We start from the raw sequence: 23,137 nt of genomic DNA, 5'->3' as shown, positions 1-23,137 counted from the left end.
CCGACCGTGCTGTCACGACCGTCCGGCAGGTCAGCCGGGTCAGCGGCCCTGCGGGCCACGGTGCGGCGGCTGTGCGGGCACCGGACGCGGCACGGGCGGCGGTACCGCCCGGATGGTCGGGCCGTCGGTGCGGACCGTCAGTGGTTCGCCGTGGTGATGGATCGTCAGCGGCGGACCGTCCAGGAGCGTGTACGTGGCCTTGTCGGCGTGGATCTCCACCCGCAGGCAGCGCCCGCGCAGCCGGAGGCTGAAGGCCAGCCGGCTGAGTCGCTCCGGCAGCCGGGGCGCGAACCGCAGCCCGCCGCCGTTCGCGCGCAGTCCGCCGAAGCCCGCCACCAGCGCCATCCAGGTACCCGCCAGCGACGCGATGTGCAGCCCGTCGCGGGTGTTGTGCTCCAGGTCCTCCAGGTCCATCAGCGCGGCCTCGGCCGCGTAGGCGTGGGCGAGCCGCAGATGGCCCGCCTGCGCGGCGACGACGGCCTGGCAGCAGGCCGACAGGGAGGAGTCGCGCACGGTCAACGGCTCGTAGTAGGCGAAGTTGCGGGCGATGTGCTCCTCGTCGAAGAAGGCGCCGCAGGTGTACATGGCGAGCACCAGGTCGGCCTGCTTGACGACCTGCTTGCGGTAGAGGTCGAAGTAGGGGAAGTGCAGCAGCAGCGGGTACTGGTCGGCGCGGGTGCCGGCGAAGTCCCAGCGCTGGTAGCGGGTGAAGCCGGTGTGCTGTTCGTGCACGCCGAGCTCCCGGTTGTACGGGATGTGCATGGCCTCGGCGGCGTCCCGCCAGGCGGCGCTCTCCTCCTCGTCGACGCCGAGCCGCTCCGCCTGCCGGGGATGGCGTTCGACGGCGTCGGCGGCGGCCAGCAGGTTCGCGCGGGCCATCAGGTTCGTGTAGGTGTTGTCGTCGGCGACGGCGCTGTACTCGTCGGGGCCCGTGACACCGTCGATGTGGAAGGCACCGTGGTGGTCGTGGTGCCCGAGGGAACGCCACAGACGGGCCGTCTCCACCAGGAGCTCGACGCCGGTCTCACGCTCGAAGAGTTCGTCCCCCGTGGCGTCCACGTAGCGCACCACGGCGTCGGCTATGTCGGCGTTCACATGGAAGGCGGCGGTGCCGGCCGGCCAGTACGCCGACCCTTCCGAGCCCTCGATGGTGCGCCAGGGGAACGCGGCGCCGCCCAGGCCGAGCTGGGCCGCGCGCTCACGGGCCTCGTCCAGGGTGTTGAAGCGCCAGCGCAGCGCCTCGGCGACGGCCTCGGGCGCGGTGTAGGTGAGGACGGGGAGCACGAACATCTCGGTGTCCCAGAAGGCGTGCCCGTCGTACCCGGAGCCGGTCAGGCCCTTGGCCGGAATCGCCCGCTGCTCGGCGCGGGCGCCCGCCTGCAGCACATGGAAGAGGGCGAAGCGGACGGCCTGCTGGATCTCCTCGTCGCCGTCCACCTCGACGTCCGCGCGCGCCCAGAACTCGTCCAGGTAGGCCCGCTGTTCGGCGAGGAGCCCCTGCCAGCCGTCGTGCGCCGCGGCGGCGAGGGCGGCGTCGACCTGGTCGGCCATCGCGGGCAGCGAGCGGGTGCCGGACCAGCCGTGGGCGACCAGCTTCTCCACCCGCAGCCGCTGCCCCGGCTCCAGGACCGAGGTGACGGTCAGCCGGGCCACGTCCGTGTCGCTCTCGCCGCGCTCCGTGGTCCGTTCCGGGCCGCTGATCACGTGGTCGGCGGCGACGGCCACGCGCAGGCCGCTGCGCCGGGTGCGGTGCACGAGCCGCAGCCGGTGTCCGGCGGCGAAGTGGTCCTCCGGCTCCAGCGGGGACTGGAGCGCCAGCGCCGCCCGCGGGTCGCCGTCGGACTCGGGGAGTTGCTCGTTGGCGACCAGTTCGGACTGGATCACCACCCGGGCCCGGCCGCCGACGGCCTCCACCTCGTAGGCCACGGCGGCCACGGCCCGCTGGGTGAGCGAGACGAGCCGCGTCGAACGCACCCGTACCGTCGAACCGGCCGGCGAGGTCCACTCGCAGGTCCGCTCCAGGACACCGCGCCGCAGGTCCAGGACGCGCTCGTGTGCGACGAGCCGGCCGTAGCGCAGGTCGAAGGGTTCGTCGTCGACCAGGAGCCGCAGGATCTTGCCGTTGGTGACGTTGATGACGGTCTGGCCCGACTCCGGATAGCCGTAGCCGGCCTCGGCGTACGGCAGCGGGTGCCGTTCGTGCACGCCGTTGAGGTAGCTGCCGGGCAGCCCGTGCGGTTCGCCCTCGTCGAGGTTGCCGCGCCAGCCGACATGGCCGTTGGACAGGGCGAACACGGACTCGCTCTGCGCCAGCACGTCGAGGCCGAGTTCCGTCTCGCGCACGGTCCACGGTTCGACGGCGTACGACCGGTGGGTGATCACTGCTTGCCTCCCAGTTCGGCGAGGTCCGCGACGACCACGTCCGCGCCGTGCGCGTACAGCGCGTCGGCCTGTCCGACGCGGTCGATCCCGACGACGTACCCGAAGCGGCCCGCGCGGCCCGCGTCCATGCCGGCCAGCGCGTCCTCGAACACGGCGGCCCGCCCCGCCTCGACGCCCAGGTCGCGGGCGGCGGCCAGGAAGGTGTCGGGGTGCGGCTTGCCCGGCAGCCCGCGTTCGGCGGCGATCAGGCCGTCGACGCGGACGTCGAAGAAGTGCTCGGCGCCCACGGCGCGCAGGACGTCGCGGCAGTTGGCGCTGGAGGAGACGATCGCCGTGCGCAGACCGTGCGCGCGGACGGCCTCCAGGTAGCGCAGGGTGCCCTCGTAGGCCTCGACGCCGCCGGTGCGGATCTTGGCGAGGAGCAGGTCGTTCTTGCGGTTGCCGAGGCCGTGGACGGTGCGGGCGTCGGGCGGGTCGTCGGGGGCGCCCTCGGGCAGGTGGATGCCGCGGGAGGCGAGGAAGGTGCGCACCCCGTCGGCGCGCGGGCGTCCGTCGACGTACTCGTCGTAGTCGGCGACCGCGTCGAACGGGCGGGCGCCTTCGCCCTCGTGCGCGCGCAGGAAGGCGTCGAACGTCTCCTTCCAGGCGGCCGCGTGCACGGCGGCGGTCTTGGTGACGACCCCGTCGAGGTCGAACAGACAGGCCAGGATGGTGTCGGGCAGGCCGAGCTCACTCATACCCTGCACACTTCCCCTCCGGGCGGCATCCAGTGGGTGGCGAACGCCACAACCGCGCCGGGCAACCGGTGACACACTCTGCTGTGTGCCCCTGACATTCGACGATCTGCTCGCGCGCGCCCGCTCCCTCGCCGGGGGCGGCCGGCGCGCGATCCTCGGCATCGCCGGCGGCCCCGGCTCGGGCAAGACGACCCTCGCCGAGCAGCTGGCGCGCGAACTGAACGGCACCGGCACGCCCTGGGTGGCGCACGTCCCGATGGACGGCTTCCACCTCGCCGACGTCGAACTGGACCGGCTGGGCGCGCGGGACCGCAAGGGCGCCCCCGACACCTTCGACGCCGCCGGGTACGCGGCGCTGCTGCGGCGGCTGCGCGAGGAGACCGGCGAGGTGGTGTACGCGCCGGGATTCGAGCGGGTGCTGGAGCAGCCGATCGCGGGGGCGATCCCGGTGCCGCCCACGGCCCGGCTGGTGCTCACGGAGGGCAACTACCTGCTGCTGGAGTCGGGTTCCTGGGCGCGGGTGCGGCCGTGCCTGGACGAGGTGTGGTTCTGCGAGATCGACGAGGAGGAGCGGATCCGGCGGCTCGTCGCCCGGCACGAGGAGTTCGGCAAGGAGCACGAGGCGGCGGTGGCCTGGGTGCTGGGCACGGACCAGCGCAACGCCGACCTGGTCGCGAGGACCCGGCGGCGGGCGGACCTGGTGGTACCCGCCTCGGCGCTGCCCGCCCCGTACGGGACGGAAAATCCCGGGCGGCGCCTTCGCGCGACCGGTTAGCCTGCGCTGGGTGGAACCCGCGTCGGCCGAGGTGCCCTGGTGCGCCCGGTACGAGTTCCGGAGCACCACCTGCTCCCACAAACCGCACTTGTGGGCCGGGGAATCCTGGGACGACGTGCCGGAGTTCGCGGACCCCGCGCTGCGCGCGGCGCTCGACGGCTTCCTCGTCCGCCTCGTGTGGGACGGTGGGGGCGCCGATGAGGTGGTCGTGGTCCCGGAGTCGGGCCTGTTCCCCGCGGATGACGCACCGTGGCGGCCGGACCTGCTGCTCGCCTGCCCGCCGGAAACAGGGCGAGCGCTCGCGAGCGCGTCGACTCGCCCTGTTCCCGCGGCAGATGACGGGCGAGCAGCAGACCGCCGACGACACAGCCGATCGCCTGGTTGCCCGCCCGCTGCGGGTTGAAGAAGGTCGCCTCGGTCAGCCAGCGCCAGTATCCGCGCGCCAGTGCGAGCAGTTCCGTGCGCTGTTCGTCGTCGAGCAGGCCGTCGGCCGCGTCCAGCAGGTCGACCGCCTGGAGCAGCGCCCACACCGTGCTGGGCCAGTCGCCGATGGGGTGGGCCCCGGCCTTGAGGACGTAACGGGCGTACGGGAGGCCCCAGTCGCGGACCCTGAGGTTGGGGTAGCCGGGGTTGTCCTCGGTGTGGACGCGCTCGCGCAGGTGGAAGGCGAGGCCGCGGCGCACGGCGTCCGGCAGCCGCGGATCCCTGCCGCGCCGCCAGGCCAGGGCCGGCAGGGAGGTGACGCCGAGAGAGGTGTCGCCGATGTCGAGGTGGGCGCCGGGGTGTTCGAGGTTGCCCCGCGGCGTCATGCGGGCCAGGGCCTGCCCGGTGACGTCGGCGAGGACGGCGTCGTACGCCCGAGAGGTGTCCGGCAGGTCGTGCAACGGTCCGCGCCGGTACGGGAGGTACACGGGGACACTCACGTGCTCTCAGCCCTTCGCTTCGGTGGTCGCCAGGCCTGCCACCAGTCTCGTCGACGGGGGCTCCCCGAGGGGACGTGACGGTCACGCCGGACGCGGTCGGCGGGTCGCGGGACGCCGCGCGGCCGGTTCGACCGGGTCGAGGTGAACTCCGGCACCCCGCGGGCCGTACCGGTGTGTACGGCGGAGGGTCTGTCGGTACGACTCGTGAAGCGATGACGCGCCTGGTGGCGGGAGCGATGCGACAGTGAAGCCATGACGTGGCTCCTGATCGCTCCCGGCACCGCACGGCGGCCGTCGGCGCAGGGCGGATGATGGCGCGGGAACAACAGCCGGTCCTCGAACCCGAGGTCCGGGACACGGGCGGACGGCCGACGCGGCGGGCGAGCGGGTCCGCGCGCCTGTACGGCGAACTGCGGCGCCACCGGCGGTGGCTGGCGCCGCTGCTCGTGGTGCTGCTGCTCACCCAGATGGCGGTCGCCATGGTGACCACCGCCGTCCAGCAGACGCCCACCGTCGACGAACCCGTGTACGTCGCCACGGCCACCGACTACCTGCGCGAGCACCGCCTGCGCTACAACCCCGAGCACCCGCCGCTGGGCAAGCTCGTGATCATGGCCGGGCTGGCGGTGGCCGATCCGCACTACGACCCCTCGTTCCACGGCAGCCAGGGGCAGGTCGGGCGGCATCTGCTGTACGAGTCCGGCAACGACCCGTGGCGGCTGATGCTGTGGGCCCGCCTGCCGATGATCGCGCTGACGCTGCTGTTCGGGCTGGTCGTCCTGGCGTTCGCGCGCGAGATCGCCGGCACCCTGGCGGGGCTCGTGGCGCTGGCGCTGTACGCCTTCTCGCCCGACGTGATCGCCCAGGGCTCGCTCGCCACACTGGACGTACCGGCGGCCGGGTTCGTGCTGACCTCGGCCTGGCTCGTCCGGCGGGCCCGCCTTGGGCCCCGGCTGTACCTGCCGCTCGCCGGGGTGGCGCTCGGGGCGGCCGTGGCGACCAAGATGAGCGCGCTGCCCGCGATTCCGGTGCTGATGGCGCTGGCCCTGCTCTCGGTGTGGCACGCCCGTCGGCCGGACGGGCGGACCGAGCGCCGCAGGACGCTGCTGCTCGGGCTCGCCGGCGCGGGCGTCGTGGCACTGGCCGCGATCGCCGTCGTATGGGCCACGTATCTCGCGGTCGACCCGCTGCTGCGGTTCACGCCCGCCGAGCCGGTGCCGACCGTGCACGGGCTGCGCGACCGCCTGGCCGGACTGCTGCCGTTCCCGCGGGCCTTCCAGGACGGCATGCGGGTCCAGTTCGGCTTCGAGGACTACCCGTGGCAGGGCTATCTGTTCGGCCGGCTCTACACCGGCTCGCTCTGGTACTACCTCCCGGCCGCCCTGCTGGTGAAGACGCCGCTCGGCATGCTCGCGCTGTGGGTGGCGGGCGCCGTCGCGGTCGTGGCGCTGCGGCGGCTGCGGCCCGCGGCGCCGTACGTGCTGGTGCCGCCGGCCGTGCTGCTGGCCGCGGCGATGACCGGGTCGCGGGACTTCGGTACGCGGTACGCGGTGTTCGTGCCGATGTTCCTCGCGGTCGGCGGCGCCTGCGTGCTCGCCGTGCGGTGGCGGTGGGGCCCGTTGGTCACGGGAGGGCTTCTGTTGTTCGTCGCCATCAGTTCCCTGCGCACGTTCCCGTACTATCTGCCGTACTCCAATGAGGCGTTCGGCGGACCGGAGAAGACCCATCTGCGGCTGCACGACTCCAACGTGGACTGGGGCCAGGACCTGGGCCGGCTGGCCGACCGGCTCCGGCAGCGGTATCCGGGCGAGCGGATCTGGCTCGTCTACAAGGGCAGTGGCGTGCCGTCGTACTACGGCATCCGTGCGCGCGATCCGCGCAAGGTGCCGACGGACACGGTGCACGGGCTGCTGGTCGTGTCGGACTCCTGGGTCGCCAAGGCGCGCGGCGGGCTTGCCGAATTGATCCACACGAGTCGTCCGATCGATGAGGTCGGTCATTCGATCACGATCTATCAGCGGTGACCCGACGCGTTCCCGGTCGGTCACCGTGCGCCCCGCGCTCGGTCCCGCGAGGACCGTGCCTGGTCGCACAGCCCCTGGTCACCACGGTCCGTGAGCTATGTTGAGTCATCGTGGGAGACAAAGGAGGCGCTTCGGTGCCATCGCCGCAGCAGGCACGCGCACAGGCGTCCGCGATCACCTCGGGCAAGGCCGTGCCGGCGTCGGAAGCCGCCCCGACCTCCCAGCTCAGAGAGCTCTTCGACGGGCCGCGACTGTCTCCTGGGCAGCGGCGCATCGCCCAGTACCTGATCGAGAACATCACCGAGGCCGCCTTCCTGTCGATCACCGATCTCGCGGAACGGGTCGGCGTGAGCCAGCCCTCGGTGACCCGGTTCGCCGCCGCGGTCGGCTTCAGCGGCTACCCCGCGCTGCGCGAGCGGCTCCAGTCGATCGCACTCAAGACGCTCTCCGGCGGTCCGGGCACGGCCGAGGAGAACATCAGCAACGAACTGCAGGCGGCGGTCGACGCCGAGATCGCGAACCTGGAGAACCTGCGGCGGGACTTCACCGACCCCGACCGGGTGATCCACGTCGGCCACGAGCTGTCCCGCTCGACCCCGCTGACCGTGCTCGGCCTGCGCATCTCCGGATCGCTCGCCGAGTATTTCGCCTACGCCGCCCGCCGTATCCACCCCGACGTACGGCTGGTGACCCGGGGCGGCAGCGTCGCCTACGACGCGCTGCTGCAGTCCCGCGAGGCCGGCGGCACCTGGGTGCTGGCGTTCGGGATGCCGCGGCACGCACAGGAGACGCTCACCGCGATCCGCGTGGCGCGCGGCGCGGGTCTGAGGGTCGCCCTGGTGACCGACCTGGCGCTCGGACCACTGGCCGACGAGGCCGACATCACCTTCGCCACCGGCACCGGCTCCCGCCTGGTCTTCGACTCCTACGCCGCACCCGGCGTCCTGTCCGCCGCGTTGCTGCAGGCCATGACCGACGCCGACCCCGAGCGCACCCAGGCCCGCCTGGAGGAGTACGAGCAGGTGGCCGAGCAGCACCAGTTCTTCCTGAAGGACTGACCGGCCGCCGAATCGGCGGTTTCCCCTCTTATGGCCCCTCGGCCTCGTAACGGGATCATTCCACGCAGATCGCGCATGAATGTTTTCATACGTCTTGCAAAGCGGACGGCATATATAAATACTGCTCACGGATCGCACCCGGCCCACTCCGGGCACGTTCCGCACCCAAGGACTCACCGCTCGCACCGCCCCGAGAAAGCCGACGGACCGCCCATGCGCACGCAGCCCCTCCAGCCGCGCCGGCTCCTCCGCCCGGGGCTCACACACGGACACCCCCAGCCGCCGTCTCCTACCCGCGTCGGCGCCAGGGGTGTTCCGTCGGGCGCCGCCCGAGCGGCCCCGCCCGGGGCGGCCCCGGTCATCCCCTAGACCGGGGCCGCCCCCACCCGTCGGACCACCCCTTACGACGCCACAGACCCGGAAGCGAAGATCATGACCCTGACGACCACGCGCATCAGCCAGGACTGGCCCTGCCAGGTCAAGTCCCCCGGCAGCTTCGACTGGGAGCGCTCGGCGGCCAAGTGGCTGCGCGAGCTGGTACCGGCCCGCTACGCCAGCTACCCGGCGCTGATCCGCCACCCCGTGCTGCTCGCCCGGCACGCGCAGATCCAGGTCCAGCAGGAGATCCGGATCGCGCGCACCGCCCTGCAGACCGCGCGGGCCGAACTGCCCCTGCTCGGCCTGCCCGAGTCGGTCATCGAGCACACGATCAAGCTGTACGCGGCCGAGGTCCTGCAGTTGCAGCACATCGCGCGCAGCGTCCGGGTGGTCACCGAGGCGCTCGTCGGCCACAGCACCGGACGCTGAGACCACCGCCCGGGACACCTTCCCGGACAGGACCCCGGACACCGCCCCGACCCGAGTCGCCGAGCCGTCCGTACTCGGTTCCGCAGGGGTCTGATCGGACCGGCCGTGGTGTGCAATGCTCAGCGTGTGACGAGTGAGCCCGCGTCCTCCGCGGAGACCGGCGACGTCGCCGACCTGGCGGCCCTGGCCAAAGTCGTGGCGAGGCAGCGCGCCGAGATGGACCGGCTGCGGGACCTCGCGGCGACCTCGGCCGTGCTGGAGCGGGCCAAGGGCGCGCTGATGGCCCTCACCGGCTGCTCCCCGGACGCCGCCCACGAGGAACTCGTCGCGCGCGCCGAGACCGGGCACCGCACCTTGATCGAGGAGTGCTGGCTGACGCTCGGCGCCCTGATGCCGCCGCTGGAGCCCACCGCCGGCGGCGGGGACCTCGCCGACGCGGCGGCCGAGGCCGGCTCCGGACGGCCCGCGGCGACCGCCCCGCAGGACGCCGGCGCGAGCCGGGCCACGGGGGTCGCACCCTGGGACGCCACGGCCACCGGCACCCACGCCGACGCCGACGCGCTCGCCCGCCTGGGCAAGGACCTGGTCCGGGTCGGCTCGCCGGGGGAACTCGCCGACTGCCTGCTGACCCACATCGGGCCGGAAGTGGGCGCGGACGCCGTGATGTTCTACGAGCGCCGGCCCGACGGCGGACTCGAACTGGTCGGACACTCCGGCATCGACGAGACCCTCGCGGCCCAGTGGCGCCAGGTGCCCCCGCTGAGCGGGGTCACTCCGCTGGAAGTCCTGGAGGCACAGGAGCCGCGCTGGCTTGAGGACTTCACCGCGGACCGCCGGCGTCATCTGCTGATCGGGAACCCGCCCGAGCGGTGGCGGTCGCGGGCCTGGCTGCCGGTGCCCACGGGCGACCGGTCCACCCTGGCCTGCGGCGTCCTGCGGCCCTGCGAGGGCCGCTTCACCCCGCGCGAGCGCATACTGCTGCGCGCCGCAGCCCGGCTCTGCGCCGGCCGCCTGCGCGCCTTCGACGCGGTCCAGGACGTCACGGCCGGAGCCCTCCCCACCGCGGTGCAGGCGGTGTTCGACGCGCTGCCGGGCGCGACGGTCCTGCTGACCCCGCTGCGGGGCGCGTCGGGAGAGGTGGAGGACTACCGCATCGACGCCGCCACCCCGGAGGCCGTCGACGTCCTCGGGCGCAGCGGGCGCGAGCTGGTCGGCCTGCGGATACTCGAATGCTATCCGTCCGTCGCGGGCGAGCCGCTGTGGCAGGGGTATCTGGACGCGCTCACCGGCTCGGAGCCGTACGAGGGCGAGCCGTTCGCGTACCAGGAGGACGAGGACGGGGTGCCGCGGACCGCCACGTACTCGGTGCGGGCGACGCGGATGGGCGAGGGGCTGCTGGTCACCTGGATCCGCCACGACCCCTCGGACCGGCAGGAGCAGCGGCTGGCCGATGTGCAGCGGCTGGGCAACCTGGGCTGGGCGAACTGGAATCTGGTCACCGACGAGGTCACGTGGTCGTCCCAGGCGTACGCGCTGCTGGACCGGGACCCGGCACGCGGCCCGGTCCGCCTCGAACAGCTGCCGGACCTGGCGCTGCCCGGGGACGCGCCCGCGCTGTCCCGGGCGATAGCCGAACTCGTCAGCGAGGGGCGGCCGTTCGACGTGCCCTTCCGGACGGCGTCCGGCCCGGGTGTCCGGCATCTGCGGGCCGTCGCGGAGGCGGTCGCGGACGCCGACGGGACGCCCGTCGAGGTGCACGGCTTCGTCCAGGACCTCACCGCGCAGCGCAGCGCGGAGCTCGCGCTGGTCGAGAGCGAGCGGGCGATCCTGCTGCAGCGCGGGGTCCTGCAGGCCGAGCGGGCGATGGCCACCCGGTTGCAGCACGCGCTGCTGCCGCTGCCCAGCAAACCGATCCGGCTCGCCGGGTTGCGGGTCGAAGTCGCCTACCTGCCCGCCCAGTCGGAGATCAATGTCGGCGGCGACTGGTTCAGCGCCGTCGAACTGCCCGACGCGTCCGCGCTGTTCGTGGTCGGCGACGTCGCCGGTCACGGCATCGACGCCGTCGCCACCATGGCCCAGCTCCGGTTCACCGCGAAGGGCATGGTCAGCACGGGGTCCTCGCTGACCGGCGCGCTCGCCCGGCTCAACTCGCTGCTGCTGCACTCCCGGGACAGCAACACCACCGCCACCTTGATCCTGGCCCGGTACGACCCCCGCGCGCACCGGCTGGAGTGGGCCCAGGCGGGCCACCCCGCCCCGCTGCTCCTGCGCCGCGGCGAGGTCCGCTACCTCGACCGCCCCGACGGCATACTGCTCGGCGCGACCGCGTCCCCGGTCTTCGAGTCGGCCGAGTGCGTGCTGGAACCCGGTGACCGGCTGCTGCTGTACACCGACGGGCTGGTCGAACGGCCCGGCGAAGGCCTCGACGGCGGCTTCGCCCGCCTGGCGCAGGCCGCCGTCGACCACGACGCCGACGGGCCCGGCTCCCTGGAGGCGCTGCTCGCCGCCATGCTGGAGGGCGAACGGCGGGACGACGTGTGCGTGGTGGACATTCGGATGCCCGAGGCGGCGGAGTAGCCGCGGCGGTCGAAGGGGCCGGGCCCCGGGGGTTCAGTCGTCGTCGCGGTGCCGCCAGTACCAGCACAGGCCCACGACGAGGGTCAGCAGGAACACGGCGGGCAGCACGAGGCCGGGGATGCGGGAGCCGCTCATCGGTACGCCTTCGGAACGGGGCGGCGGGGAGCCGTACGGTAGCTGCCCATCGTCACCGGCGTCGAGAGCGCTCCCCGGCTGCTTTCCCCAGACCTTGCCGGGCGTTCGAACCCAGGCGGAATCCATCACTCCACGGGGTGACCAGGATCGATGCGGCGGGCGTCGGCGAGCCGCAGCAGCGGGCCCTCGCCCTGCCCGCCCCACTCCACGGGGTCCAGTACGAAACCGACGTGGTCGCCGCCGTCGGCGCGGGAGGCGACGGTGCCGACGAACCAGGCCGCCGCGTCCTCCAGCACGACCGCGCCGCCGGGCCGCTCGGAGCAGCGCGCCCGCGCGAACTTGTCGACTCCGCGGTCCCCGGTCTCCCCGCCGAACAGGGCGGCCAGTGCGAACTGGTCGCGGGTCAGCAGGTGCACGGCGAGGCGGTCGGCGGCCAGGGCCACCCGGTACGTCCGGTTCACCGTGGACAGCCAGACCACGAACCGCACCGGCCGGATGGAGCACTGTGAGGCGAACCCGACCAGACAGCCGGCCCGCTCGCCGTGCGCCGCGGCCGTCACCACGCACATCTCGGGGTCCAGCCGGTCCGTGAACTCGTCCGTGACCGCCATGCCCGCACCGCTCCCGTCCGCGCCGTCCGTCCCTGCGCACCACCTCACCACACGGCGCCGGTGCCCGCCCCCTCTCGTCAGCCGTCACCGACGCTCGTCCGGGACTCCAGGCTCCGGCGGGTGTCGTCTCCGTAGACGCCGGTCTCGTCACCGCTGATGCCGTACCAGAGCTGGTAGCGGGCCACGGCCTCGGTGAGCGTGGCGTCGTAGCGGCCGTCGGTGGGGCCGTCCCGGTAGACGTCCGGGACGCGCAGCAGGCGTTGCTGGAGTTCGACGACCTCGGGGCCGGTGTCGCCCTCGCGGAGGGTGCCGGCACCGTCCGGATCGGCGGTGCCGGCGCCGGCCGTGGGCGCGGAGGCGCTCGGCGTGGTGGAGGCGGTCGCGGCGGGGTCGGTCGTCGCGGTCGGTCCGGTCGTAGCCGGGTCGGTCGTGTCGGGGGCGGTGGTGGCCGCGCCACCGGAACGGCTGACCGTGGCGGCGTCGCCGCGGCCGGGCAGCAGCAGGGCGCTGCTGAAGCCGACCAGCGCGGCCGCGGTCACGGCAACGGCGACACCGGCGCGGCGCAGCCCCGGGCCGAAGCCGAGGGGACCGTCGGCTGCGGCATCCGAGCCGGCGCGACGGGAACCCGTGGGGCGGGAACCGGCTGGACGCGAGCCGGCTCGGCCGCGCCTGCCCGGCGTCACGCGTGGGGCACCGGGGACGGACGGAAGCTCCTGGGTCTCCTCCTCGGCACCCGCGCGCCGCCGGGCCGGGGGGACGGCTTCATGGCCTTCCGCGTCCTGCTGCATCTCCCGCATCAGCTCCGCGAGGCCGTCGAAGCGGCGGGGGCGCAGGACATGAATGGGTTCGAGGACGGGGCCGTGGTCCGGCTGCTCCGGGTCGGACGGTGTCGACACACTCTTCTCCTTCCGCGATCCCCGGGGAGAGATACGAGCCCGACCGCCCTCCGGTTCAGCCGCCGCGCCCGCGCCCGCGCGACCGTCGCACCGGGCCCGGCACCGTCAGGCCGGGCCGGGCTCCGCGCCCAGGAAGCGGTGCAGGGACTGGGTCATCGCGGTGACGAACTCGTCCCGGGTCTCCTCCGGGAGGGCGTCCAGGGACAGGTAGGGGTTGAGGTCCTCCAGCTCGACCAGGAGCAGGGCGCCGTCGGGGGCGCGGCAGGCGTCGACGCGCTGGATGCCGTGGCCGAGGGCGTTCCAGTCGATGAAGCGGCGGGCGAAGTGCAGGTCCTCTGCGGTGGGTTCGTACGGCTCCATCCGCCAGCGCTGCTCCGGGTCCGGGGCGTACAGGGCGTACTGGAAGGCGTGGTCGACGAAGTAGAACGACACCTCGTACGCGAAGTCGACGCACGGCTGGACCAGGACGCTCCCGTCGATGAGGTCGCCCAGCCCCTCGGCGGGGACGAATCGCAGTCCTATCGAGTCGGCGCCGAGCTTGGGCTTGACCACATAGCGCTCGGCCTCCGGGAGGCGGGGCAGGTCCTGCGGGCGGTCGACGGTGGGGATGACCGGGAAGCCCGCCGCGGTCAGGTCGAGGAGGTACCGCTTGCCCGCCATGTCCGCCCGGCCGGTGAGCGGGTTGTACACCCGCGTGCCCCTGGCCAGCGCGCGGGCGCGGAAGGCGTCGTACTCCTCCTGGTACGCCAGGACCGGCCCGCTGTTGCGCACGACGACGGTGTCGAACCCGTCCATCAGCGCGGCCGCGTCGAGCGGATGGCACAGGGCCAGGTCGAAGTGGGCGCGCAGCCGGGAGGTCAGGAAGATGTCCTCGTCGCAGTAGCGGCGCCCACGGGCCGGGTACGCCAGGTCGGTGACGTAGAGGACGCGCGGGCGGGCGGCGGGCATGCGGTTCTCCTCGGGCGGCGGTGGCCGGTGTCATGGGCGGGGCTGCCGGCGTCTCCACCGGGTGCGGAAAGGTTACGTCGGAGTGCCGCGCCCGTCGTCGGCCGGCCGGAGGGCACTCCGTTCCCTTTCGCGTGTGCACTGAGTGCCACACGGTATGGTCCGGGGTGCTACGTTCGCGTTCATGAGCTCCACCAGCGCGGCCGCGGCCGCGAAGCCGCCCATGCGGGACGCCCTGGTCGCGGCCGCCTTCCGGTTGTTCCTCGAACGCGGCTACGAGCAGACCACCGTCGACGACATCGTGGCGCTCGCGGGGGTCGGGCGGCGCTCCTTCTTCCGGTACTTCCCGTCGAAGGAGGACGTGGTCTTCCCCGACCACGAGCGCTGCCTCGCCGACATGACCGCCTTCCTGGCCGCGAGCGGCGCGGAGCACGAGCCGGTGCGGCGGGTGTGCGACGCGGCCCGGCTGGTGCTGCGGATGTACGCCGAGAACCCCACCTTCTCCGTGCAGCGCTACCGGCTCACCAAGAAGGTGCCCGGCCTGCGCGCGTACGAGCTGTCGGTGGTGTGGCGCTACGAGCGGGCGCTCGCCGAGTATCTGCGCGGGCGCTTCGCCGGCCGGCCCGACGGGACGCTGCGGGCCGACGTGATCGCCGCCGCGGTCGTCGCGGCGCACAACAACGCGCTGCGCTCCTGGCTGCGTTCGGACGGCCAGGGCGACGCCGGCACCGAGGTGGACCACGCGCTCGGCCATGTGCAGTCCGTCTTCGGCCGGCCGTCCGACCCCGCCGGGTCCGGCACCCCCGCATCGGACCGGCCCGAGACCCGCCCGCCGGACCGGTCCGTCACCTCTCCGTCGGACCGACCTGGCATCCCTCCGCTTGCCGGGATGCGGCCCGAGCGTCCCGAGGACGTGGTCGTCCTCGCCTTCCGGCGCGGGGCCCCGCTGTGGCGGCTGGTCCAGGAGATCGAGTCCACGCTCGGCCGCGAATGAAAAATTCCGGGTACGGAGTGCCTTTACGAGTGGCACTGAGTGCCATACTCTGACGGCGTGCACCGGGGCACGACAACCGGGCACATGCGTGCACGGCTCGCGCCGCCACGCGGGAAACCGGCCGAGCCCAGGGAGTTGACCAGCGTGTACCACCACACAGCGAGCGCCGCTCACCCCACGAGCGGTTTCGCCACGGGCGTCCTCGCCCCCGCACCCGACAGCGCCAAGGACGCCATCCTGTACCAGCGCTGCGCCTGGTGCGGCACCGCGATGTACCACCGGCTGCTCTGCCCGGTGTGCCAGGGCAGCGAACTGCGCACGGAGCGCAGCGAGGGGGTGGGTACGGTCCGCCACTCCACGGTGGTGCACCGCAACACGCCCGCCGCGCGCAACGTGTCGCTCGTCGAGATGGCCGAGGGGTTCGTCGTACGGGGCCGGGTCATGGGTCCGCCGGTGGGCATCCACAGCGGGGACCGAGTCCGGCTGTCCACGGCCAAGGACCCCGTCCGGGGCGAGCCGGTCTTCCAGCTGCTCGACGAGCCGTACCGGGCCTGGACCTGACGGAGAATGCCGCCCGTGAGCCGTGATGGCGACGAGGCGATCGCGGGCGAGCTGCGCCTCATGGACCCCGCCGTCCGGGCGTCGCGGAAGGAAGGCCCCCGGTCGGAGCCCTCGGACGTCACCGGGGCCGTCCTCGCCCCCGGCCTGGTGCACCTCACCCACGAGACCGCGTTCGGCGGCCCCCACGCCCGTCGCGGTTCGCTCTGGCGCAGGCGCGCCGAAGGGCCCGACGGCCGGCGCCTCTACTACCACCAGGCCACCCCCGTGCCGGGCCGGTCGGCCTAGCCGTTCGTCCTGAAACGACGGCCGCCCCACCGGTCTTGGCCATTCTTCGCGATCTTCCTTCTTCACAGGCAACCCACACCCTCTCCTTCCCGTCCTCCGGGGCGCGAGGGGACCCCTGGGCCGTCCGGGGACGTCCGCACTCGCGGTGCAAGGAGGGTCAACAGTGGTCCGTGCCCGGCGAATATGGGTCACCGCCGCAGCGGTGCTCGCGGTGACGGGAGGTTCGTCAGGACTGGCGCAGGCGCAACAACCGTCCGAGACAAGGCCGCTCGCGGCGGCGACGGACGGAAACCTGCCACCCGGCTGGCACATCGCCGGGAAGGCCGACGCGCCGCGCCTTGAGTGGCGCTCGGACGCGCCCCTCCCCATGGGGGACGCCCGCGTCGAATTCCGTTCCCAGGGTGACCTGTTGGGGATCCCGGTGCCGGGGAAGGACGGGCACACGTTCCGGCTCGCCCTCGGCGACCTCCGGTCGCAGAGCCGCAGCGGCATCGCGGCCAGCCTGAAGAGCCTGGAAGTCTGGTCCGGCGGGCACCGGCTGGACACGTCGGGACGCGACGCCACGGACCACTCCGCGAGCGGTCTCGGCTCCGCCGCGCGGCCGCCCGCGCCGCTCCCCGCCAATGCCGTGGACCCCGGCAAGCCGGGCTCGTACCGCACGGTGACCGGTGAGTACAACCTCAAGTCCGTGCGCCTGCCCGGGTTCTCCGCGCCGGTCGAGATGCGCGCCGTGGTGGTGGCGCCCAAGGGAGCCACGGGCAAGCGGCCGCTCGCGCTGTTCCTGCACGGCCGGCACTCCACCTGCTACGCCGAGCACGGCGACGTGAACGGTGACTGGCCCTGCCCGGCCGGTACGAAGCCGATCCCGAGCCACCGCGGCTATCTGCGCGACCAGAAACTCCTGGCCTCCCAGGGCTACATGACGGTGTCGATCTCGGCCAACGGCATCAACGGCCAGGACTTCGCCGCCGAGGACGGCGGCGCGCAGGCCCGCTCGTCGCTGGTGCGGCTGCACCTGGCCCAGTGGGCCGACTGGGCCGCCCACCCCGCCACGGCACCGGCCGTCGTGCGCGACGCGCCGCCCGCCGACCTGTCCCGCGTCATGCTGATCGGGCACTCCCGCGGCGGCGAGGGCGTGAACCGGGCCGCGCTCGACAGCCTGTACCCGCCGCCCGCCGACCAGGACGGCTACCACGGCCCCGTGCGCTGGCACATCAAGGGCACCGTCCTCATCGGCCCCACCGTCTTCGGTCAGAACCCGGTGCCCGACGTGCCGTCGACGACGATCCTGCCGGGCTGCGACGGCGACGTCTCCGACCTCCAGGGCGAGGTGTACGTCGACGGTACGCGCGGCGTGAGCCGGGGTACCGCCCTGCACAGCGCCGTCTACGTCGTCGGCGCCAACCACAACTTCTTCAACACCGAGTGGACTCCGGGGCAGGCGCAGGCCCCCGCGGACGACGACTTCTGGAACGACCCGCAGCACCCGGACCCGGTGTGCTCGAAGGGCACCGCCGTTCGGCTGACCGCCGACCAGCAGCACAAGGCGGGGTCCACCTACATCGCGGCCGCCGCCCGGCTGTTCGTCGCCGGTGACGACCGGGTGCGTCCGTTGCTCGACGGTTCGGCACGGCGGGCCCCCTCGGCGGACCCCGCGCGCGTGCTCAGCCACGCCGTGGGCGCGAAGCGCGGTGCCGGGTTCCTGCCGGACGGCAAGGTGACCGTGACCGGCGGCCGGCTGTGCTCGGCGGTCGACCCGAGCCCGTCCGTGGCCTGCCTGGGCCGGGGCGCCAAGGGTTCCTCGCCGCACTTCGCGATGTGGGAGACCGATCGTGAGGCCGGCCGGCACGCGGTCGCGCTGCGCTGGACCTCCCCCGGCACGGCGATGCGGATGAAGTCGGCCGGACCGGTCTCCCTGGCCGGTGCCGAGAAGCTGGCGCTGCGCGTGTTCGTTCCGCCCAACTCGTCCGGCACGCAGCTGGACGTGTCCGTCACCGACGCCGCCGGCCACCGGGCCTCCCTCGGCCGGGTCCGCGTCGACGGGCTCCCGGGCAGCGACCGCAACGCGGCCTACTGGGCGCGCGAGGTGCGGGTGCCGCTCACGGCGGCCACCCGGGCCGGCTTCGACCTGCGTCACGTCAAGTCCCTGGAGCTGACGCCGCGTTCCCGCAAGGGGCAGGCCTGGCTCATGGACGCCTGGGGCTGGCGCCCCGGCACCCCGGCGGTGCACGAGGCCGCGCTGCCGCGCGTCGACGTCGGCCGGACCAAGGTCGACGAGGGCAACTCGGGCGTGCGCACGTACCACGTGCCCGTCCAGGTGTCCGGCCACGGCAGCGGACAGGTCCGCGTGTACGTCATCGACCCGGTCACCGGGCGGACGAAGGACCGGCTGGTGACGGTGCGGCCCGGCGGCCACGACATCGACGTGCCGGTCAAGGTGAAGGGCGACACCCGCTACGGCTCCGACCAGCAGTACGACATCCTGGTCAAGGCGGTGAAGGGTGCCGTCGTCGGCTCCTACCGCGGCGGGATCTACGTGCGCAACGACGACCCGGCGCCCAAGGTGAGCGTGACCCCGCTGGCCGACCGGGTGACCGAGGGGAAGCCCCTGAAGTGGCGGGTGTCCCTGTCCGAGAGCGCCGACGTCGACCTCAGCACGTCCTTCGCCGTCGCTGCCCCCACCGGTCCGGAACTGTCCACGAAGGACGTCGACCCGGCCTGGCTGCGGGACATCACGGGCGCGTCGCCGAACCCCGAGCGGCCCCTGTCCAAGGTCGACGGCCTCTGGCTGTGGGTGAACGTCCCGGCGGGCAGGACCAGCGCCGACGTCACCGTGCCGACCGTCACGGACCGGGTCGACGAGCCGACGGAGTCCGTGCGCTTCCGGCAGCTCGACGACGCGGGCGAACCGCAGCCCGGCGGCCTGGAGCTGAACGGCACCGTGCTGAACGCGTCGTAGCGACGGAGCACTGAGGTCGTGAAGACGAAGCCCTGAGGGAGCCACGGCTCCCTCAGGGCTTCAGTGTCACCCGGATGCCGACGGTGCCCTCCAGCCCGCGCCGCAGCCGGCTGCCCCACAGAGTGAGGCGGCCCACGATGCCGTACTTGCGGGCGATGAGGTCGCGGTAGCGGGCGGTGGTGGCCGCGTCCACGAGCTCGGCGGTGGCCGGGCAGGACTCGCCCGTCGGATTGCCCCGCAGGTCGCAGGGGCCGACCAGGACGTCGGCGCGGCGGCGGATCCGCTTGACCTTCCAGGAGTCGGCGGTCGTCCAGACACCGAGGGTGTCCCCGTCCCGCACCACCCAGACCGGGGTGGGGACGGGAGTTCCGTCCTTGCGGAAGCTGGTGACCAGCAGGTACTTGCCGGCTCCGAGCCGGTCCAGCGGCATGTCGTCCATGCGCGGCAGTCTAGGAGGCCGCCCGCTGTCCGAGCAGGTCCAGGAAGCGGCGGGCGAAGAGATACGCGTCCCCGGGCCAGCGCGCCGACAGATAGCCGCCGTCCTCGACGACGAAGGCGTACGTGTCGTCGGTGGCCGTGCCGCGCCGCGTGAGTTCCCTCGGCCCGCGCGCGAACTGCGCGTCCGGCCGGTCGAGGGCGGACCGCACCTCGTCCTCGACGTAGGCCGGATAGGTGCGGTAGTAGCGGCCGAGGCGCCAGCCCGTGCTCAGGTAGGCGGTGCGCTCCATGTACTTGGGCAGACAGGTCGTACGGCGCCCGGCCAGGACGCTGCGGCCGGTCCCCGGGTCCGCCGTGCGGGCCAGGACCAGCACGCCGTGGCAGATCGCGCCGACCGGCCGGCCGAGCGCCCAGAACCGGGCGACCTGGCGGCGCAGTTCCCCGGAGCCCAGGTACTGGCGCATGCCGGGCGCGTGTCCGCCCGGCAGCAGCAGACCGTCGAAGTCCTCCACGGCGAGGTCGGCCCAGGCGGTCGTGGCGGTGAACTCCGGTGCCGCGGTGAGCTGTTCGTACCACCGTTTGGGTTCGTCCGCCGCGCCCAGCTGCCCGAAGAGCACACCGGTGAGCAGCCGTGGGTCGGCCGCGGGCCGGGTTCCGGCACGTTCGGTGGCGAAGACCACCTCGTGCCCGGCCTCGGTGAGCAGCCGCCAGGGCACGGCCACCTCGGTCACGTCGAAGTCGCGGTCGGGGACCGGCATCAGTACGCGCATGGGCCCATGATGACAGCCGGCCCCCGTGTCCATGACAGGGCGGTTCAGCGGAGGGCCGCGGCCATCCGCCGTACTCCCTCCGTGAGCACCTCCGGGGACGTCGCCAGATTCAGGCGTACGTGTCCCGCGCCGCCGGTGCCGAACCGGATCCCTGAGCTGAGCGCGACCCGGCCGCGCTTGAGGAAGACCTCGGCCGGGTCGTCCCCGAGACCGAGGTCGCGGCAGTCGAGCCATTCGAGGTAGGTGGCCTCGGCCGGCCGGTGACGGACGGCGGGCAGCTGGGTGGACAGCAGGTGGGCGAGCAGCCGCCGGTTGTCGTCGAGGCCGGCCAGCAGGGCGTCCAGCCAGCCGCCGGCGTCGGTCAGCGCGGCGGTGTGGGCGATGACGCCGAGGTGGCTCGGGCCGTGGCTGACCTCCTCGGGCAGGCGGGCGAGATCGGCGGCGGCGTCGGGTCCGGCGAGGGCGAGAGCGGCCTTCAGCCCGGCCAGGTTCCAGGCCTTGGACGCCGACATCAGCGACAGGCCGCTCTGGGCGCCGGGCACGCTCAGGTACGGCACGAAACAGACACCTGCGGCGACCACCGGGGCGTGGATCTCGTCGGCCACGACCCGCACGCCGTACCGTCCGGCGACGGCGGCGACGGCGGCCAGTTCCTCGGCGGTGTGCAGCGTTCCGGTGGGGTTGTGCGGGCTGCACAGCAGGTACGCGGCCCGCCCGCCGCCGGCGACGGCGCCCCGGAACGCGGCGTCCAGCACGCCGAGGTCCAGGCGCAGGTCCGCGCCGAGCGGCGCCTGGACCACCCGCCGGTCCATGTGCGCGATGAACTGGTAGAACGGCGGATACACCGGCGAGTTGACGACCACCGGGTCGCCCGGCCCGGTGACCAGCCTGAGCATCTCGACGACGCCCAGCATCACGTCGGGCACGATCGCCGTGCGCTCCACGGTGATCCCGTCCCAGTTCCATCGCTTGGCGGCGAACGCGGCCAGCGCCTCGGCGTAGCCGGTGCCGGCCGGGTAGCCGGTGTCCCCGAGGTCGAGCGCGTCCGTGAGCGCGCGGATCACGGCGGGGGCGAGCGGCACGTCCATCTCGGCGACCCACAGGGGGAGCACGTCATCGGGGTAGGTGCGCCATTTCATGCTCGTACGACGTCGCAGCCGGTCGAGGGTGAGAACGCGGAGGGGATTCGGTTCACCGGTCGTCTCGTGCGGGATGCTGGTCATGAGGCTCAAGATAGGGGGCTGCGGAGTGAGCCGGAATCGGGCGGACGGGGTGCGGGCGGCGGGGCCGGGGGCGGAGGACCGTCGGCTGGAGGTCGCCTGTGACGAGTCGGGGTCGGACGGCGAGAACCTCATGGGCGGGAACACCGACGTGTTCGCGCACGCGAGCGTGCGGCTGCCGCCGGACGTCGCGACCGCGTGCGTACAGGAGATACGGGACCGGATCCGCTCGCCCGCCGAGGAGTACAAGGCCAACCATCTGCTGCGGGAGAAGCACCGGGCGGTGCTGGAGTGGCTGCTGGACCCGGCCGGGCCGATCCACGGGCGCGCCCATGTGCACCTGACCGAGAAGGCGTTCTTCGTGGTGGACCGGGCCGTCGGCGTGCTGCTCGGCGACCCGGCGGACGCCGTGACCCTGTTCCGGGACGGGCCGGGGACCTTCGGGGAGCCGCGGTGGCGGGAGTTCCTGGCGGTCGCCAACCGGCTGCTGCGCGTGCGCGAGGACGGCGAGCCGCCCGTGGACGCGTTCTTCCGGGCCGTGGACGTCCTGTGCGGGACGCGTTCCGCCGCGCCGGCGGCGGCCACCGTGCGACGGCTGGCCGCGGCCCGGCCGCGCGCGGACTCCTACCGGGCCCGGCTGGCGGACGGGCCGACCCTGATTCCCGTGCTCAATCCCCTCTTCCCGGCCATCGTGCGCACGGCCGCCCACTGGAGCGCCGAAGGCGACCGGGTCTCGCTGGTGCACGACCGGCAGAACATGCTGACCCCGGAGCGGATCGCCTGGATCGAGGAGCGGGCGCGGCGCGAGGGCGTCGCCCTCGGCGGGCTGCGGCTGGTGCACTCCCGGCTGGACGCCCGGGTGCAGATCGCCGACTTCCTGGCCGGCATCGCCCGCAAGATCGCCTCCGACGAACTGGGCGGCCACGGGGACCCGGCGCTCACCGCGCTGCTGCGTCCCTACGTGGGCGCGGAGTCGGTCTGGGGCGACGCGGACAGCTGGTCCCGGCTCGCCCGGCTGACGGAAATCCCCGGTCCGGCGGCGGAGATCAACTCGGGCGTCTAAATTGCCTGTTGACCCCGCACCTCCCCCAGGCACCAGGAGCCGACCCGTGACCGACAACCCGGCAGCCACCAACGACGTCGCCGCGTCGCTGCGCGCCCGCATCAACACCAGCCAGCCGCACACGGCCCGTATCTGGAACTACTGGCTCGGCGGCAAGGACAACTACGAGGTCGACCGCGCGGCCGGCGACCAGATCCGGCAACTGCACCCGGGCATCGGCGAGTACGCGCGCGCGGACCGGCTGTTCCTGGGCCGGGCCGTGCGGCACCTGGCCGGCGACCTCGGCATCCGCCAGTTCCTGGACATCGGCACCGGTCTGCCCACCGCCGACAACACCCACGAGGTCGCCCAGCGCGTCGCGCCGGACTCCCGGATCGTGTACGTCGACAACGACCCGCTCGTCCTCGCGCACGCCCGCGCCCTGCTCACCAGCACCCCCGAGGGCAGTACCGACTACCTCGACGAGGACCTCCGCAACGTCGACGCGATCATCGAGCACGCCTCGAAGTCCCTGGACTTCAGCCAACCGGTGGCCCTGATACTGCTCGGCGTCGTCATCTTCATCGGCAATGACGAGGACCCGTACGGTCTGGTGCGGCGGCTGGTGGACCGGCTGCCGTCGGGCAGCCACCTGGTGCTGTCGCACACCATCACCAGCCCGTCGATGCCGGACGTGGACGAGGCGGTCAAGTTCTGGAACGAGCACGGCACGCCCAAGCTCACCCAGCGCACCCCCGAGGACGTCGCCCGGTTCTTCGACGGCCTCGACCTGCTGGAGCCCGGCGTGCTGTCCTGCTCGCGCTGGCGGCCCGAGGACGCCGACGCCGCGCTGCCGGAGGAGGTCGCCATGTTCGGCGGGGTGGCCCGCAAGTCCTGAGGGGACCCGAGAAGATCCGCCCGGCGGTGAACGCCGTCGCCTCGTGCCACGTATGGAGGAAAGGGCGCTCAACCACCGGAGGGCCCCGCGGTGTTGATGC

Annotated in this window: 19 protein-coding genes and 1 pseudogene; 11 read left to right on the top strand and 9 right to left on the bottom strand. The window is 73.4% G+C overall.

Features of this window, described 5'->3' with window-relative positions; translation table 11 throughout:
* Window positions 1–39 precede the first annotated feature (39 nt).
* A complete protein-coding gene (locus ACWGKT_RS01840; protein ID WP_453272032.1) occupies window positions 40–2,382 on the bottom strand; it encodes a glycoside hydrolase family 65 protein in 2,343 nt (780 codons plus the stop codon).
* Window positions 2,379–3,119 carry an HAD family hydrolase gene (locus ACWGKT_RS01835; protein ID WP_453272031.1) on the bottom strand — a complete coding sequence of 247 codons (741 nt, stop codon included), beginning with the start codon at window positions 3,117–3,119 and terminating at the stop codon, window positions 2,379–2,381. Before ACWGKT_RS01835 ends, ACWGKT_RS01840 begins: the two co-directional genes overlap by 4 nt.
* Window positions 3,120–3,204: 85 nt before the next feature.
* On the opposite strand from ACWGKT_RS01835, the gene ACWGKT_RS01830 reads away from it, so the two are divergent.
* On the top strand, window positions 3,205–3,894 hold the full coding sequence (locus ACWGKT_RS01830) for a nucleoside/nucleotide kinase family protein (protein WP_356140939.1): 690 nt from the start codon (window positions 3,205–3,207) through the stop codon (window positions 3,892–3,894).
* A 266-nt stretch (window positions 3,895–4,160) separates the two neighbouring features.
* Here ACWGKT_RS01830 and ACWGKT_RS01825 read toward each other — a convergent pair.
* A pseudogene (locus ACWGKT_RS01825) lies at window positions 4,161–4,805 on the bottom strand (hypothetical protein); the annotation flags it as partial.
* 320 nt (window positions 4,806–5,125) lie between these two features.
* Between ACWGKT_RS01825 and ACWGKT_RS01820 the strand changes: the two are divergent.
* From ACWGKT_RS01820 to ACWGKT_RS01805, 4 genes are all read left to right on the top strand, one after another.
* Window positions 5,126–6,841, top strand: a complete 1,716-nt coding sequence (locus ACWGKT_RS01820; RefSeq protein ID WP_453272096.1) for a phospholipid carrier-dependent glycosyltransferase — start codon at window positions 5,126–5,128, stop codon at window positions 6,839–6,841.
* A gap of 134 nt (window positions 6,842–6,975) precedes the next feature.
* Window positions 6,976–7,899, top strand: a complete 924-nt coding sequence (locus tag ACWGKT_RS01815; RefSeq protein ID WP_356140937.1) for a MurR/RpiR family transcriptional regulator — start codon at window positions 6,976–6,978, stop codon at window positions 7,897–7,899.
* 432 nt (window positions 7,900–8,331) lie between these two features.
* Window positions 8,332–8,706, top strand: coding sequence for a hypothetical protein (locus ACWGKT_RS01810; RefSeq protein ID WP_356140935.1), 375 nt, complete (start codon window positions 8,332–8,334; stop codon window positions 8,704–8,706).
* Between the two features lie 216 nt (window positions 8,707–8,922).
* Window positions 8,923–11,283: a SpoIIE family protein phosphatase gene (locus ACWGKT_RS01805; RefSeq protein WP_453272095.1), complete on the top strand. Its 2,361-nt coding sequence runs from the start codon at window positions 8,923–8,925 to the stop codon at window positions 11,281–11,283.
* Between the two features lie 260 nt (window positions 11,284–11,543).
* On the opposite strand, the gene ACWGKT_RS01800 is transcribed toward ACWGKT_RS01805, so the two are convergent.
* The 3 genes from ACWGKT_RS01800 to ACWGKT_RS01790 all read right to left on the bottom strand — a co-directional run bounded on the left by ACWGKT_RS01800 (window position 11,544) and on the right by ACWGKT_RS01790 (window position 13,873).
* Entirely contained in the window at window positions 11,544–12,029 is a 486-nt protein-coding gene (locus ACWGKT_RS01800; RefSeq protein ID WP_453272030.1) for a flavin reductase family protein, read from the bottom strand.
* Between the two features lie 77 nt (window positions 12,030–12,106).
* Window positions 12,107–12,925, bottom strand: coding sequence for a peptidoglycan-binding domain-containing protein (locus ACWGKT_RS01795; protein ID WP_453272029.1), 819 nt, complete (start codon window positions 12,923–12,925; stop codon window positions 12,107–12,109).
* A gap of 105 nt (window positions 12,926–13,030) precedes the next feature.
* Entirely contained in the window at window positions 13,031–13,873 is an 843-nt protein-coding gene (locus ACWGKT_RS01790) for a hypothetical protein (protein WP_453272028.1), read from the bottom strand.
* A gap of 181 nt (window positions 13,874–14,054) precedes the next feature.
* On the opposite strand from ACWGKT_RS01790, the gene ACWGKT_RS01785 reads away from it, so the two are divergent.
* The 4 genes from ACWGKT_RS01785 (at window position 14,055) to ACWGKT_RS01770 (ending at window position 18,669) form a co-directional block, all read left to right on the top strand.
* The gene (locus ACWGKT_RS01785) at window positions 14,055–14,864 is read left to right on the top strand and encodes a TetR family transcriptional regulator (RefSeq protein ID WP_453272027.1); all 810 of its coding nucleotides are present in this window, start codon (window positions 14,055–14,057) and stop codon (window positions 14,862–14,864) included.
* 144 nt (window positions 14,865–15,008) lie between these two features.
* Window positions 15,009–15,425 (top strand): Zn-ribbon domain-containing OB-fold protein, encoded by a 417-nt coding sequence (locus ACWGKT_RS01780; RefSeq protein WP_356140926.1) that lies wholly within the window; start codon window positions 15,009–15,011, stop codon window positions 15,423–15,425.
* 6 nt (window positions 15,426–15,431) lie between these two features.
* Window positions 15,432–15,710, top strand: a complete 279-nt coding sequence (locus tag ACWGKT_RS01775; RefSeq protein ID WP_453272026.1) for a DUF4440 domain-containing protein — start codon at window positions 15,432–15,434, stop codon at window positions 15,708–15,710.
* A gap of 163 nt (window positions 15,711–15,873) precedes the next feature.
* Window positions 15,874–18,669, top strand: a complete 2,796-nt coding sequence (locus tag ACWGKT_RS01770; RefSeq protein ID WP_453272025.1) for an alpha/beta hydrolase family protein — start codon at window positions 15,874–15,876, stop codon at window positions 18,667–18,669.
* Between the two features lie 52 nt (window positions 18,670–18,721).
* Here ACWGKT_RS01770 and ACWGKT_RS01765 read toward each other — a convergent pair whose 3' ends face one another.
* Genes ACWGKT_RS01765 through ACWGKT_RS01755 form a run of 3 tightly spaced genes read right to left on the bottom strand, consistent with a single transcriptional unit; the run spans window position 18,722 to window position 21,100 of the window.
* Window positions 18,722–19,108, bottom strand: a complete 387-nt coding sequence (locus tag ACWGKT_RS01765) for a PPOX class F420-dependent oxidoreductase (RefSeq protein WP_356140920.1) — start codon at window positions 19,106–19,108, stop codon at window positions 18,722–18,724.
* 10 nt (window positions 19,109–19,118) lie between these two features.
* A complete protein-coding gene (locus ACWGKT_RS01760) occupies window positions 19,119–19,877 on the bottom strand; it encodes a type 1 glutamine amidotransferase domain-containing protein (protein WP_453272024.1) in 759 nt (252 codons plus the stop codon).
* 44 nt (window positions 19,878–19,921) lie between these two features.
* The gene (locus ACWGKT_RS01755; protein ID WP_453272023.1) at window positions 19,922–21,100 is read right to left on the bottom strand and encodes a MalY/PatB family protein; all 1,179 of its coding nucleotides are present in this window, start codon (window positions 21,098–21,100) and stop codon (window positions 19,922–19,924) included.
* Here ACWGKT_RS01755 and ACWGKT_RS01750 point away from each other — a divergent pair.
* A complete protein-coding gene (locus ACWGKT_RS01750) occupies window positions 21,099–22,160 on the top strand; it encodes a hypothetical protein (protein WP_453272022.1) in 1,062 nt (353 codons plus the stop codon). The genes ACWGKT_RS01755 and ACWGKT_RS01750 overlap by 2 nt on opposite strands.
* Before the next feature lie 46 nt (window positions 22,161–22,206).
* Window positions 22,207–23,037: an SAM-dependent methyltransferase gene (locus ACWGKT_RS01745; RefSeq protein WP_356140912.1), complete on the top strand. Its 831-nt coding sequence runs from the start codon at window positions 22,207–22,209 to the stop codon at window positions 23,035–23,037.
* Window positions 23,038–23,137 lie beyond the last annotated feature (100 nt).

The organism is Streptomyces sp. NPDC054794 (assembly GCF_053611585.1).
The sequence above is the reverse complement of the archived record's forward strand: the minus strand, read 5'-3'. Positions and strand labels throughout refer to the sequence as shown.